The organism is Pantoea sp. (genome assembly GCF_039594315.1).
Classification (GTDB): domain Bacteria; phylum Pseudomonadota; class Gammaproteobacteria; order Enterobacterales; family Enterobacteriaceae; genus Pantoea.
The window spans coordinates 96,372-108,809 of sequence record NZ_JBCNNP010000010.1 but is presented as its reverse complement, the minus strand read 5'-3'; the positions used below and the strand labels follow the sequence as shown (position 1 = coordinate 108,809).

Annotated in this window: 12 protein-coding genes; 8 read left to right on the top strand and 4 right to left on the bottom strand. The window is 55.6% G+C overall.

All coding sequences use genetic code 11. The features are described 5' to 3' along the window. The first annotated feature begins 69 nt into the window (after nucleotides 1-69). The 4 genes from soxR (at nucleotide 70) to ABDW13_RS09575 (ending at nucleotide 4,732) form a co-directional block, all read left to right on the top strand. The gene (gene soxR / locus ABDW13_RS09590; protein ID WP_009128647.1) at nucleotides 70-546 is read left to right on the top strand and encodes a redox-sensitive transcriptional activator SoxR; all 477 of its coding nucleotides are present in this window, start codon (nucleotides 70-72) and stop codon (nucleotides 544-546) included. A 51-nt stretch (nucleotides 547-597) separates the two neighbouring features. Beyond that, nucleotides 598-1,263 carry a glutathione S-transferase gene (locus tag ABDW13_RS09585; RefSeq protein ID WP_343552330.1) on the top strand — a complete coding sequence of 222 codons (666 nt, stop codon included), beginning with the start codon at nucleotides 598-600 and terminating at the stop codon, nucleotides 1,261-1,263. 330 nt (nucleotides 1,264-1,593) lie between these two features. Further along, nucleotides 1,594-2,943 (top strand): NCS2 family permease, encoded by a 1,350-nt coding sequence (locus tag ABDW13_RS09580; RefSeq protein WP_343552329.1) that lies wholly within the window; start codon nucleotides 1,594-1,596, stop codon nucleotides 2,941-2,943. 139 nt (nucleotides 2,944-3,082) lie between these two features. Next, nucleotides 3,083-4,732, top strand: a complete 1,650-nt coding sequence (locus tag ABDW13_RS09575; protein ID WP_343552328.1) for a Na+/H+ antiporter — start codon at nucleotides 3,083-3,085, stop codon at nucleotides 4,730-4,732. A 31-nt stretch (nucleotides 4,733-4,763) separates the two neighbouring features. Here the strand turns inward: ABDW13_RS09575 and ABDW13_RS09570 are convergent, their stop codons facing one another. After that, the gene (locus tag ABDW13_RS09570; protein WP_343552327.1) at nucleotides 4,764-5,666 is read right to left on the bottom strand and encodes a LysR family transcriptional regulator; all 903 of its coding nucleotides are present in this window, start codon (nucleotides 5,664-5,666) and stop codon (nucleotides 4,764-4,766) included. A 103-nt stretch (nucleotides 5,667-5,769) separates the two neighbouring features. Between ABDW13_RS09570 and ABDW13_RS09565 the strand changes: the two genes are divergently transcribed. From ABDW13_RS09565 to ABDW13_RS09550, 4 genes are all read left to right on the top strand, one after another. Further along, on the top strand, nucleotides 5,770-6,192 hold the full coding sequence (locus ABDW13_RS09565; RefSeq protein WP_343552326.1) for a CidA/LrgA family protein: 423 nt from the start codon (nucleotides 5,770-5,772) through the stop codon (nucleotides 6,190-6,192). Next, the gene (locus tag ABDW13_RS09560) at nucleotides 6,185-6,880 is read left to right on the top strand and encodes an LrgB family protein (protein WP_343552325.1); all 696 of its coding nucleotides are present in this window, start codon (nucleotides 6,185-6,187) and stop codon (nucleotides 6,878-6,880) included. The genes ABDW13_RS09565 and ABDW13_RS09560 overlap by 8 nt, the downstream gene beginning before the upstream one ends. Before the next feature lie 84 nt (nucleotides 6,881-6,964). Further along, the gene (locus ABDW13_RS09555) at nucleotides 6,965-7,507 is read left to right on the top strand and encodes a YfaZ family outer membrane protein (protein WP_343552324.1); all 543 of its coding nucleotides are present in this window, start codon (nucleotides 6,965-6,967) and stop codon (nucleotides 7,505-7,507) included. 138 nt (nucleotides 7,508-7,645) lie between these two features. Then, complete coding sequence (locus ABDW13_RS09550) at nucleotides 7,646-8,191, top strand: YfaZ family outer membrane protein (RefSeq protein ID WP_343552323.1); 546 nt, start codon at nucleotides 7,646-7,648, stop codon at nucleotides 8,189-8,191. 128 nt (nucleotides 8,192-8,319) lie between these two features. Here the strand turns inward: ABDW13_RS09550 and actP are convergent, their stop codons facing one another. The 3 genes from actP to acs all read right to left on the bottom strand — a co-directional run bounded on the left by actP (nucleotide 8,320) and on the right by acs (nucleotide 12,400). Beyond that, complete coding sequence (actP, locus tag ABDW13_RS09545; protein WP_343552322.1) at nucleotides 8,320-9,972, bottom strand: cation/acetate symporter ActP; 1,653 nt, start codon at nucleotides 9,970-9,972, stop codon at nucleotides 8,320-8,322. After that, nucleotides 9,969-10,298, bottom strand: coding sequence for a DUF485 domain-containing protein (locus tag ABDW13_RS09540; protein WP_343552321.1), 330 nt, complete (start codon nucleotides 10,296-10,298; stop codon nucleotides 9,969-9,971). The genes actP and ABDW13_RS09540 overlap by 4 nt, the downstream gene beginning before the upstream one ends. A 146-nt stretch (nucleotides 10,299-10,444) precedes the next feature. Further along, the gene (gene acs / locus ABDW13_RS09535) at nucleotides 10,445-12,400 is read right to left on the bottom strand and encodes an acetate--CoA ligase (protein ID WP_343552320.1); all 1,956 of its coding nucleotides are present in this window, start codon (nucleotides 12,398-12,400) and stop codon (nucleotides 10,445-10,447) included. Nucleotides 12,401-12,438: the final 38 nt, after the last annotated feature.

The window sequence follows — 12,438 nt, the reverse complement described above, 5'->3', positions numbered from 1 at the left end:
GTGAGAAATTCGAAGTTTTACTGGGGTGCGAGTATAATTCCTCAAGTTAACTTGAGGTAAAGGCCCTAAATGAAAAAAGAACGCAATTACCCGAAGCCGGTGCTGACGCCCGGTGAAGTGGCGAAGCGCAGCGGCGTGGCGGTCTCGGCGCTGCACTTCTACGAAACCAAAGGCTTGATTTTTAGTTCGCGTAACGGCGGCAATCAACGGCGTTATAGCCGCGATGTGTTGCGCCGCGTGGCGATTATCAAGATTGCCCAACGCATCGGCATTCCGCTGGCGACAGTCAGCGACAGTTTGAATCACGTGCCCGCCAACAAGCGCATGTCGACGCAAGAGTGGGACGCGCTCACCCAGCATTGGCGCGAAGAGTTGGATAAACGCATCGAAACCCTGACGCGGTTGCGTAACGATCTGGACGGCTGTATCGGCTGCGGCTGTTTATCGATGCGCGATTGCCCGCTGCGTAATCCGGGTGACCGCTTGGGCGAGCAAGGTTCCGGCGCGGTGTTGCTCGATCCTGAACAAGACGAACAGAAGCGTTAGGCCCGTATCCGCTATACTTGCCGGGAAACATTTACCGGCAAGGAAAACCGCATGATCACCGTTCATCATCTGGAAAACTCCCGTTCGCACCGCGTGTTATGGCTGCTGGAAGAGCTGTCGGTGCCGTATCAAATCAAACGCTATCAGCGAGAAAACACCTTGCTGGCGCCGGATTCATTAAAGAAGGTGCATCCGCTGGGCAAATCGCCGGTGATCACCGACGGCAACCGGGTGATCGCCGAATCGGGCGCGATTCTCGAATATCTGCAATTGAAATACGACAGCGAGCACCAACTGGCGCTAACCGATGAAGAGGAGCAGATTCAGGCGCGTTACTGGCTGCATTACGCGGAAGGTTCGCTGATGCCGCTGCTGGTGATGAAATTGGTGTTTGCGCAATTGGGCAAGAAGCCGGTGCCGTGGCTGCTGCGTCCGGCGGGCATAGCATTGAGCAAAGGTATTCAAAAAGCGTGGCTGAACAAGCAATTGGCGCTGCATGGCGGCGTGATCGAACAGCATCTTAGTCAGCATCGTTATTTTGCCGGAGCGCGTTTTAGCATTGCCGATGTGCAGATGAGTTTCCCGCTGCTGGCGCTGCAAATGCGCGGTTCGCTGCGTGAGATGCCCGCCACCGCCCGTTGGCTGGAAACCATGCAGCAACGCGCCGCCTGGCAACGCGCGCTGGAGCAGGGCGGCCCGATTCAGTTTCAGAGTTGATTCCCGCACATTCCGTAGCGGCGCGATTTATCGCGTTCAGTTGATTTTAAAAGTCAAAACAACGCAATAAATTGCGCCGCTACGATATCTGCACGCTGTGTGATTCGCCGTGTCCCTGGATTTGTCCTGCTCTACCCACGATTAGTAGTTGAAAACCCCATGCCAAACGCCAGATAATCGTTTGCCTTTTTTCCGCGCCCCTTTTTACGGATCGGAATACGCGGCGACGTAAACGTTTGCCTGGATTTTCAGCACGAAAAACCGCCATCAGGGATCGGCAAAGGTGCGCCGCGCGGCGACTCACATCACAAAAAATATTGAGGAATAACTATGTCTGGCGAATCGCGCCCGGCCAGTGGAAAACTGGACGCTTGGTTCAACATTTCAGCACGCGGCAGCAGCGTGCGTCAGGAAGTCTTAGCGGGCTTAACCACGTTTTTGGCGATGGTCTACTCGGTGATCGTGGTGCCCGGCATGCTGGGCAAAGCCGGCTTCTCACCGACGGCGGTATTCGTTGCCACCTGTTTGGTCGCCAGCTTTGGCTCAATCATCATGGGCTTGTGGGCCAACCTGCCGATGGCGATTGGTTGCGCTATCTCGCTGACCGCCTTCACCGCTTTCAGTTTGGTGCTCGGTCAGCACATCAGCGTGCCGGTAGCGCTGGGCGCGGTGTTCCTGATGGGCTTGTTGTTCACGCTGATTTCGGTCACTGGGATTCGTGCGTGGATACTCCGAAACTTGCCGATGGGCGTGGCGCACGGCACCGGCGTAGGTATCGGCCTGTTCCTGCTGCTGATCGCGGCAGACGGCATTGGCCTGGTGGTGAAGAATCCTGCGCCGGGCTTGCCGGTGGCGTTGGGCCACTTCGTCTCCTTCCCAGTGATCATGTCGCTGATTGGTCTGGCCGCTATTTTCGGTCTGGAAAAACGCCGCGTGCCAGGCGGTATTTTGCTGACCATTATTGCGATTTCGGTTCTCGGTCTTATTTTCGATCCGGCGGTGACTTATCAAGGCTTATTCGCCATGCCGAGCCTGAAGGATGCTAACGGACAATCGGCGATGTTTAGCCTCGATATCATGGGCGCGCTGCAACCCGTAGTGCTGCCAAGCGTATTGGCGTTAGTGATGACGGCGGTATTTGATGCTACCGGCACCATCCGAGCGGTAGCGGGTCAGGCGAATCTGCTGGATAAAGATGGCCAGATCATCAACGGCGGACGCGCATTAACCACCGATTCGGTTAGCAGCATTTTCGCCGGTCTGGTCGGCGCATCGCCTGCGGCGGTGTATATCGAATCGGCGGCGGGTACTGCGGCGGGCGGCAAAACCGGTTTGACAGCAATTGTGGTCGGTTTGCTGTTCCTGGTGATTCTGTTTATGTCACCGCTGGCCTATCTGGTTCCGGCTTACGCCACCGCGCCTGCGCTGATGTACGTTGGACTGCTGATGCTGAGCAACGTCGCCAAAATCGACTTCAATGATTTCGTCGATGCGATGTCCGGTTTGCTGACCGCAGTGTTCATCGTGCTGACCTGCAACATCGTCACCGGCATCATGCTGGGCTTCGCTTCGCTGGTGATCGGTCGCCTGTTTGCCGGTGAATGGCGCAAGCTGAATATCGGCACCGTGGTGATTGCTGTGGCGTTAGTGGCGTTCTACGCTGGTGGCTGGGCCATCTAACGGCAAAGTGGATTAATCCCCAGATTTTTCTCTTTCTTGCCCTCGCCGCACATCGGGTTGCCCCGCTGTGCGGCGTTTTGTTTTACACTTTCCAGCGCAACAACATCGCTTTAATGAAAATGATTCGCCTAAGGAAAGCATGGAAATCTTCTTTACTATTCTCATCATGACGCTGGTGGTTTCCCTCTCCAGCGTGGCGGCACGTATTCTGCCGTTTCAAATTCCGCTGCCGCTGGTGCAAATTGCCGCCGGTGCGCTCCTCGCCTTACCGGTCTTCGGCTTGCATGTCGATTTTGATCCCGAACTGTTCCTCGTGCTGTTCATTCCGCCGCTGCTGTTTGCGGACGGCTGGAAAACGCCGATTAACGAGTTCCTGCATCATGGACGTGAAATCATCGGGCTAGCGTTGGTGCTGGTGCTGATGACCGTGGTCGGCATCGGCTACCTGATTTACTGGCTGGTGCCGGGTATTCCGCTGATTCCCGCCTTTGCGCTGGCGGCGGTGCTGTCGCCAACCGATGCCGTGGCGTTGTCCGGTATCGTCGGGGAAGGTCGCATCCCGAAAAAAATCATGTCGATTGTGCAGGGCGAAGCCCTGATGAACGACGCATCTGGTCTGGTATCGCTGAAGTTTGCCGTCGCAGTAGCGATGGGCACCATGGTGTTCACCTGGGGCGGCGCCAGCGTCGAGTTCCTCAAAGTAGCGGTCGGTGGTTTGGTTGCCGGTGTGGCGATTTGCTGGCTGTATGGCCGCTCGCTGCGTTTGCTGAGCCGCTGGAGTGGTGATGATCCGGCGACACAAACCGTGTTGCTGCTGCTGTTGCCATTCGCTTCCTATCTGATTGCCGAACACCTTGGCGTGTCGGGCATCCTCGCCGCCGTCGCTGCGGGTATGACCATTACCCGTTCTGGCATTATCCGCCAGGCTCCGTTGGCGATGCGTTTGCGTGCGAATAGCGTGTGGCAGATGCTGGAATTTGTCTTTAACGGCATGGTGTTCCTGATGCTGGGCCTGCAACTGCCGGGCATTCTCGAAACGTCTGTCGCGCAGGCGAATGCCGATCCCAACGTTGAACTGTGGATGTTGTTCACCGACGTGGTGCTGGTGTATGCCGCGTTGATGGTGGTGCGCTTCGGCTGGTTGTGGATCATGAAACGCATCAGCCAGCGCTTCCTGAAAAACAAGCCGCTGGAGTTCTCCAACTACTCGCTGCGTGAACTGCTGATTGCCTCTTTCGCTGGCGTACGCGGGGCGATTACATTGGCCGGTGTGTTGTCGATTCCGCTGTTCCTGAGCAATGGCGACGCCTTCCCGGCGCGTTATGAGCTGATTTTCATCGCCACCGGCGTGATTCTGCTGTCGTTGCTGGTCGGTGTGGTGCTGCTGCCAATCTTACTGCGTGATGTTGAAAAGATTGATAAAACCGGCCACCGCCGCGAGATTCAATTTGCGCGTGCGGCGATGGCGGGCGTGGCGATTGAAAGCCTGCACAAGATGGAGCAGCGGCTGGAAACCGATACCGAAGAGAACATCGATCCGGAGTTGCTGAAGGAAGTCAGCCTGCGGGTGATTGGCAATTTACGTCGTCGTGCGGAAGGTAAAAATGACATCGAGCAGGCGCAGTTTGCCGAGAATCTGGAGCGTCGTTTTCGCCTGAATGCATTGCGTGCCGAACGTGCCGAGGTGTATCACCTGCGCGCGACCCAGGAAATCTCCAACGAAACCATGCAGAAGCTGCTGCACGATCTCGATCTGCTAGAAGCGCTGCTGATCGAGAAAGAAGAATAATCCTTTATGGGCGTCCCAACGGACGCCCTTTTTACACCGACAGCCGCGGCGCTTGATCCGGCCAATGCTCACGACAACACTCAATCCACGCCTGCGCGCTGCGCGACAAGTAACTGCCTTCACGCCAAATCAAGCCTAAACTCCATTGCAGCTCCGCCTCCAGCGGCAGCCACAGCAGCGATTGCTTATCCAGCCGCTGACAAATCGGTTCCGGCAGAATCGCCAATCCCATTCCCGCTTGTACCATCGCCGCCAGAAAATCCCACTGCGCGCTGCGCAACGCAATGTTGGGCGTCAGATGCATGCGCTGAAAGGCTTTCATAATCTGGCGATTAAGCGCGAATTCTTCATTGAGGATCAGCAGCGGATGTTGCGCCAGTTCGGCCAAACCGACCTGCGTATGCTTGAGCCACATCTCGTTGCGCGGCAGCAGGACGCAAAGCGGATGGTGCATCAACTCCAGCGCATTCAGCGGCAATTCGGCATCGATCGGCAAGGCGGTGAGGGCGATATCCAGTGCGCCGCTCAGCACCGCTTGCTGCGCTGTCAAACCGCCATATTCAGCAATTTTCAACTGTACGCCGGGATAGCGACGACGAAAGGCGGAGATCGAACCGGCAATCTGCATGCCGACCATTGGCGGAATGCCCAGGCGCAACTCGCCGGTTTTCAATTGGTTGATATCGCCGAGCTGTGCTTCGAGCTGATGAAATTCCTGCAAAATCGCCAATCCGCGCTGATAAACCGCCTGGCCGCTGTCCGTCAGATGCAGCTTGCGTCCTTCGCGCAGCAGCAAGGTGCAACCCAGCTCCTCCTCCAACTGACGCAGCATTTTGCTGATGGTCGGCTGCGTCACGTAGAGTTTCTCCGCCGCGCGGGTGAAGCTTTGTTGTCGCACCACTTCGGTGAAATAGCGCAGGGCACGCACGTCCATAAACATTCCTTTTTGGCATAGTTTGAATGATTTTAATTCATTTCTTTCACAGTTTGGCGCGGATTTATACTAAGCCCTGAATTTATTACTGGGGAAACAGGAAATGATGGCATTAAGTCCGCGCAGAACGGATCTGCTACAACGGGTATGTATTCCGCTGCAATTGGTGTTGTACGTCGGGTTATTTATTTTTAGTGGCGAGTTGGTGAACTGGCTGCATTTGCCGCTGCCTGCCAATGTGGTTGGCATGGTGTTGTTGCTGCTATTGATTATGACTGGCGTGGTGCCGCTGCGTTGGGTCAAAGCCGGTGCAAACTGGCTGCTGGCCGAAATGTTGCTGTTCTTTATTCCGGCGGTGGTGGCGGTGGTGAATTATAGCGATTTGCTGCGCGCTGAAGGTTGGCGCATCTGTGTGGTGATTGCGGTGAGCACGCTGCTGGTGCTGGCATCCACCGCGTTGGTGGTGGATAAATTGTATCGCTTCGAACTGGCTCGCGCGGCGCGTAAGCAGGCTGCTCATGAATGATTTGCTGATAAGTCTGCTGTGTCTGGCGTTCACGTTGCTGATCTACTACATCAACAAAATGCTCTATCGCCGCTGGCGCACGCTGCTGCTGATGCCGTTGGTGTTAACGCCGTTGGTGCTGGTGGCGTTGCTGCTGTGCACCCATGTGAGCTGGAAAAACTACATTGCGGAAAGCCACTGGCTGATTTGGCTGCTCGGTCCGGCGACGCTGGCATTTGCCGTGCCGGTGTATGAAAACCTTGAAATCATTAAACGTCATTGGCTGTCGTTGAGCGTCGGCGTGCTGACCGCGACGCTGGTGGCGGTATGCAGTTCGGTGTGGCTGGCGCGTTTACTGACGTTGCCGGAAAGCATTCAACGTAGTCTGGCGGTACGCTCGATCACCACGCCGTTTGCGTTAGCCGCGGCACAACCGATTGGCGGCCAGCCGGATTTGGTGGCGCTTTTTGTGGTGATCACCGGCGTGTTTGGCATGGCTGTCGGCGACGTGCTGTTTCTGCGCCTCGCCATCAAACAAGGCGTGGCAAAAGGCGCTGGTTTTGGTGCGGCTTCACATGGCGCGGGCACCGCGCGCGCTTACCAAATCGGCCAACAAGAAGGCGTGGTGTCGAGTTTGGTGATGATGCTGTCAGGCGTGGTCACGGTGATTCTTGCACCGCTATTAAGCCATTTGTTATGGGTATCTTAGCGCCAGTTTTTTGAGTCATTGCTCATACAGCCATTTTCTCGCTTTGCTTATTGTTTGCCCGCTTAAACAATAAGGAAGCGATAAATGAAAAGTCAGTATTTTGCAATGGGGCTGGTATTGGCCTCCGCTGGGGTTAATGCTCAAGAGATTGGTGTGAAGGGCGGCGGCGATTTTTTCGCGGTGGCCATTAACAGCCAGAAAACCGCGCCAGGCCTGCAATATGGTGTGGAATATGTTAACGCGAAAAATCAGAGCGAATTGGTTGATGCCAATCTTGGCTACGGTTGGGCATTCGGCGCGCTACGTGTGATTCCGCGTGTTGGACTCTTCTGGGCAGAACTGGACCATGATAAATCGTCCAGTATCGGTGCCAACGCCGGTGTCCGCGTGATGGCTCCGTTGCCGCAAGCTGGCCACACTTGGTTGTATGTGGATTTCAGCATGGCGCCAAACTTCGGCAACTATAAGCTGGATCATCTGCATCAACTGGAAGCCGGTGTTTATTACCAGCCTGCGCACTGGTTGACGTTGAGTTCAGGTTATCGTTATCTCGGTAGCGGTTTGCACGAGTATAAAACCCAGCGATCTATTGATGGTTTGTTCCTCGGCGCTGCATGGCGCTTCTAATGTTGTAAGTGGCCTGCAATGGCCACTTTTTCCCGCTGTAACCCATTTTTACGTAAAGCTTTCCAAATAAAGTTGTCTCAATTTGTCAGGCTGTTAACCTTGCCGCCGAATTAATTGTCCTTCATGGAGTGGAATCACATGTTTAAGCAACTTGTTACTGGAAGCGTATTGGGTCTGGCACTGCTGAGCAGCGGCGCGCAGGCAATCGAGGGCAGTGTTGACGTGGGTGAGCGCAGCACCAACCTGAACCTTGGTCTCGGAACCACTTCGCCTGGCTTGTTCCTGAAAGGCAACTGGCTGCGTAGCGATCACGATGGCAGCACTTACGGTTTGGGTTTGGGCTACAACATTGATGTTGGTGATTTCCGCATCGCGCCAACCGCGAAAGCGCTGTTCACCCATCCGGAAGATGGTAAAGACGGCTTCGGCGTTGCTGTCGGTGCCGGTGCGCAATACAACTTCAACAGCATGTGGGGCTTGTACGGCGAATATTACTACGCGCCAGAAGCGTTCTCTGATCACCTCGATAGCTATAAAGAAGCCTCAGGTGGCGTGAGCTTCACGCCGATTTCACTGCTCAACCTGCGCGTGGGTTATCAGTACATCGAGCTGAACAACAAAGGCAGCCGCAAAGATAACGTACTGGTCGATGGCCCGTATGTTGGTGCTTCACTGCGTTTCTAATGGTTTGATTAGGGTGCGGCCTGTCCCTCACCCTCTCCCATAAATGGGAGAGGGGACCGATCGAGCTCGTTTTTCCCCTTCTCCCACTTGTGGGAGAAGGCCGGGATGAGGGGCAGCCCGCACAATCCCTAATGCGATTTACCCTGTGAAATCCCAATCCCGGTTTGCGAACGAATAAACTGCCCACGGAAGCGAGCACGTTCCTGCGCACCACGCGCGGAATGATCGGTAATCGAGAACAGCCAGATACCAATAAACGCCGCCAGCATTGAGAACAGCGCCGGATACTCATACGGATAAATCGGTTTCTCGTGCCCCAATACCTGCACCCAAATCGTCGGGCCAAGAATCATCAGCACCACCGCCGTAATCAATCCCAGCCAGCCGCCAATCATGGCGCCACGCGTGGTGAGTTTCGACCAGTACATCGACAGCAGAATAATCGGGAAGTTACAGCTAGCAGCAATCGAGAACGCCAGGCCAACCATGAAGGCAATGTTCTGCTTCTCGAACAAAATCCCCAAGCCAATCGCCACCGCACCTAGCACCAGCACGGTGATTTTCGAGATGCGTAACTCCTCGCGCTCGGTTGCCTGACCTTTGCGGATCACGCTGGCATACAAATCGTGCGACACCGCTGAAGCCCCGGCCAGCGTCAAACCGGCGACCACCGCCAGAATCGTGGCGAAGGCCACTGCCGAGATAAAGCCGAGGAACAAGCTGCCGCCCACCGCATTCGCCAGATGTACCGCCGCCATATTGGTGCCGCCAAGCAGCGCGCCAGTGGCATCTTTAAATGCCGGATTAGCACCAACCAGCAGAATCGCGCCGAAGCCGATAATAAAGGTCAGAAAGTAGAAGTAGCCCATAAAGCCGGTCGCCCAAAACACACTTTTACGTGCTTCGCGCGCATCGGCCACGGTAAAGAAGCGCATCAAAATATGCGGCAAACCGGCGGTACCAAACATCAAACCGAGGCCAAGCGACAGCGCCGATATTGGATCTTTCACCAGCCCGCCCGGTTGCATAATCGCCGCGCCTTTTGGGTGGACCGCCATCGCTTCGGTGAATAGCGTGTTGAAGCTGAAGCCCACGGTTTTCATCACCATGATCGCCATGAAGCTGGCACCAAACAGCAGCAGCACCGCTTTGATGATTTGCACCCAGGTAGTGGCTAACATGCCGCCAAACAGCACGTACAACACCATCAAAATCCCGACCATCACCACCGCGACATGGTAATCGAGGCCGAACAGCAACTGAATCAGTTTGCCCGCGCCGACCATCTGCGCGATCAGATACAGCGCCACCACCACCAACGATCCGCAGGCCGACAGCGTGCGAATCGGCTTCTGTTCCAGGCGATAGGAGGCCACATCGGCGAAGGTGTAACGTCCCAGATTACGCAGACGTTCCGCAATCAAAAACAGAATCATCGGCCAGCCGACAAGGAAGCCGAGCGAGTAAATCAGCCCGTCATATCCTGAGGTGTAAACCAGCGCAGAAATACCGAGGAACGAGGCCGCCGACATGAAATCACCGGCAATCGCCAATCCGTTTTGGAAACCGGTGATATTGCCGCCCGCCGTGTAGTAATCGCTGCGTGAACGGGTTCGTTTGGAGGCCCAATAGGTGATGCCTAATGTTGCAGCAACGAACACCACGAACATGATGATGGCTTCATAATTGGTGGCCTGACGCTGCACCGCGCCGGTAATCGCATCGGCGGCGAACACGCTGGCGGGCACCACGGCGAGGAAAATCGACAGCAGGCGCTTCATGATTTCACCTCGCTCAGAACCTGTTTGGTCAGACGATCAAATTCACCGTTGGCGCGCCACACGTAAATGCCGGTCAACACGAACGACACCACAATCAAACCGACGCCAATCGGAATGCCGCGCGTCACATTGGTGCCGGCATGCAACGGCGTACCGAGCCAGCCTGGCGCAAAGGCGATCAGCAAAATAAAGCCGACGTACAGCACCAGCATGATCGCGCTGAGCAGCAGCGCAAACGCCTGGCGCTTGTGCACCAATTCCTGATAGCGCGGATTGCTCTCGATTTGTTGCCAGACAGCTTCCTGTTGGTTCAGGGTTTCGTTCATCACATTTTCTCCAGAGGCAAGGCGGCCAGCATACTCACGATTAAATGATTTAACTGGCTGAATATTCTAGTTTTATAGGTTGTGCGAACTTAGAACTACTTGGCATATAAAGGCGGCCAAATGGCCGCCCCTACAACAGAAGCCGATTACGGCATGGTGATGGACTGTTTCTCCTCCAGCAATTTCTCTACCACGCCCGGATCGGCCAGCGTAGAGGTATCGCCGAGATTGCTGGTATCGCCAGCGGCAATTTTGCGCAGAATGCGGCGCATGATCTTGCCGGAGCGGGTTTTCGGCAGCGAATCGGTCCAGTGCAGCACATCCGGCGTGGCAATCGGGCCGATCTCTTTACGCACCCAATTACGCACTTCGGTGTACAGCTCTGGCGACGGCTCTTCGCCGTGGTTCAGCGTGATATACGCGTAAATCGCCTGGCCTTTGATGCTGTGCGGAATGCCCACCACCGCGGCTTCGGCAATCTTCGGATGCGACACCAGCGCCGATTCAATCTCGGCGGTGCCGAGGCGGTGGCCGGAGACGTTCAGCACGTCATCGACGCGGCCGGTGATCCAGTAATAACCATCTTCATCACGGCGTGCGCCGTCGCCACTGAAGTAGCGGTTTTTGAAGGTGGAGAAGTAGGTTTGCTCGAAGCGATCGTGATCGCCATACAGCGTACGCGCCTGACCCGGCCACGAATCGACGATCACCAGGTTACCTTCGGTTGCGCCTTCTAACGCGTTGCCTTCGTTATCGACTAACGCCGGCTGCACGCCAAAGAAAGGCTTGGTGGCGGAACCGGCTTTCAGTTCAGTTGCGCCTGGCAATGGCGTGATCATGAATCCGCCGGTTTCGGTTTGCCACCAGGTATCAACGATTGGGCAGCGGCCATCGCCAATCTTGTTGTAATACCATTCCCACGCTTCCGGGTTGATCGGCTCGCCGACCGAACCCATGATGCGCAAGCTGCTACGATCGGTTCCTTCAATCGCTTTATCGCCTTCGGCCATCAAGGCGCGAATCGCGGTAGGCGCGGTATACAGCAACGTAACCTTATGTTTATCGACCACTTCAGCCATGCGGCTGGGTTTCGGCCAGTTCGGCACGCCTTCAAACATCAGCGTGGTAGCGCCGCACGCCAATGGGCCGTAAATCAGATAGCTGTGACCGGTGATCCAACCGACATCGGCGGTGCACCAATACACATCATCTGGATGATAATCAAACACATACTTAAAGGTGCTGGCGGCATACACCAGATAACCGCCGGTGGTGTGCAGCACGCCTTTCGGTTTGCCGGTGGAACCGGAGGTATAAAGGATAAACAGCGGATGTTCGGCATCGACGGCGACCGGCTCATGCTGATCGCTGGCCTTCGCCACTAAATCGTGCCACCACAAATCGCGGCCTTCGCGCCAGCCGGTGTCTTTGCCGGTGCGCTTGAACACCACCACGTTTTTTACTGTGGTGACGTTAGGATTGTTTAGGGCATCATCAACGTTTTTCTTCAGCGGAATGCTGCGACCGGCGCGCACGCCTTCGTCAGCGGTGATGATCAATTTGGCGTTGGAATCCACTACGCGACCGGCGACCGCTTCCGGTGAGAAGCCGCCGAAAATCACTGAGTGCACCGCGCCAATGCGCGCGCAGGCCAGCATCGCCACCGCCGCTTCCGGCACCATTGGCATATAGATGGCAACCACGTCGCCTTTCTTCACGCCCAGGCTGCCGAGTACGTTAGCGAAACGGCACACGTCGCCATGCAGTTCGCGGAAAGTAATGGTTTTGCTTTCGCTGGCGTCGTCGCCTTCCCAAATAATGGCGGGATGATCGCCACGCGTCGCCAGATGGCGATCAAGGCAGTTGGCGGCGAGATTTAGCGCGCCGTCTTCATACCAGCGAATTGAAATATTGCCGGGGGCAAAGGAGGTATTTTTCACTTTGCTATAAGGTTTAATCCAGTCGAGGATTTTGCCTTGTTCACCCCAAAAGGTGTCGGGATCGTCAACCGATTGTTGGTACAGCGCCGCATACTGATCGGCATTTATCAGGGCATTCGCTGCGATGGCAGCGGGTACGGGATGCTTGTGTATTTGGCTCATGGCTGACCTCCTTGAAGATGTTAATCATATGTCAATCA

Excerpts from the sequence above, each read along its gene's own strand:
- acs (WP_343552320.1), bottom strand. The coding sequence starts at position 12,400 with ATGAGCCAAATACACAAGCATCCCGTACCCGCTGCCATCGCAGCGAAT.
- ABDW13_RS09540 (WP_343552321.1), bottom strand. The coding sequence starts at position 10,298 with ATGAACGAAACCCTGAACCAACAGGAAGCTGTCTGGCAACAAATCGAG.
- actP (WP_343552322.1), bottom strand. The coding sequence starts at position 9,972 with ATGAAGCGCCTGCTGTCGATTTTCCTCGCCGTGGTGCCCGCCAGCGTG.
- ABDW13_RS09575 (WP_343552328.1), top strand. The coding sequence starts at position 3,083 with ATGGAAATCTTCTTTACTATTCTCATCATGACGCTGGTGGTTTCCCTC.
- ABDW13_RS09585 (WP_343552330.1), top strand. The coding sequence starts at position 598 with ATGATCACCGTTCATCATCTGGAAAACTCCCGTTCGCACCGCGTGTTA.
- ABDW13_RS09555 (WP_343552324.1), top strand. The coding sequence starts at position 6,965 with ATGAAAAGTCAGTATTTTGCAATGGGGCTGGTATTGGCCTCCGCTGGG.
- ABDW13_RS09570 (WP_343552327.1), bottom strand. The coding sequence starts at position 5,666 with ATGGACGTGCGTGCCCTGCGCTATTTCACCGAAGTGGTGCGACAACAA.
- ABDW13_RS09565 (WP_343552326.1), top strand. The coding sequence starts at position 5,770 with ATGATGGCATTAAGTCCGCGCAGAACGGATCTGCTACAACGGGTATGT.
- ABDW13_RS09580 (WP_343552329.1), top strand. The coding sequence starts at position 1,594 with ATGTCTGGCGAATCGCGCCCGGCCAGTGGAAAACTGGACGCTTGGTTC.
- ABDW13_RS09560 (WP_343552325.1), top strand. The coding sequence starts at position 6,185 with ATGAATGATTTGCTGATAAGTCTGCTGTGTCTGGCGTTCACGTTGCTG.
- soxR (WP_009128647.1), top strand. The coding sequence starts at position 70 with ATGAAAAAAGAACGCAATTACCCGAAGCCGGTGCTGACGCCCGGTGAA.
- ABDW13_RS09550 (WP_343552323.1), top strand. The coding sequence starts at position 7,646 with ATGTTTAAGCAACTTGTTACTGGAAGCGTATTGGGTCTGGCACTGCTG.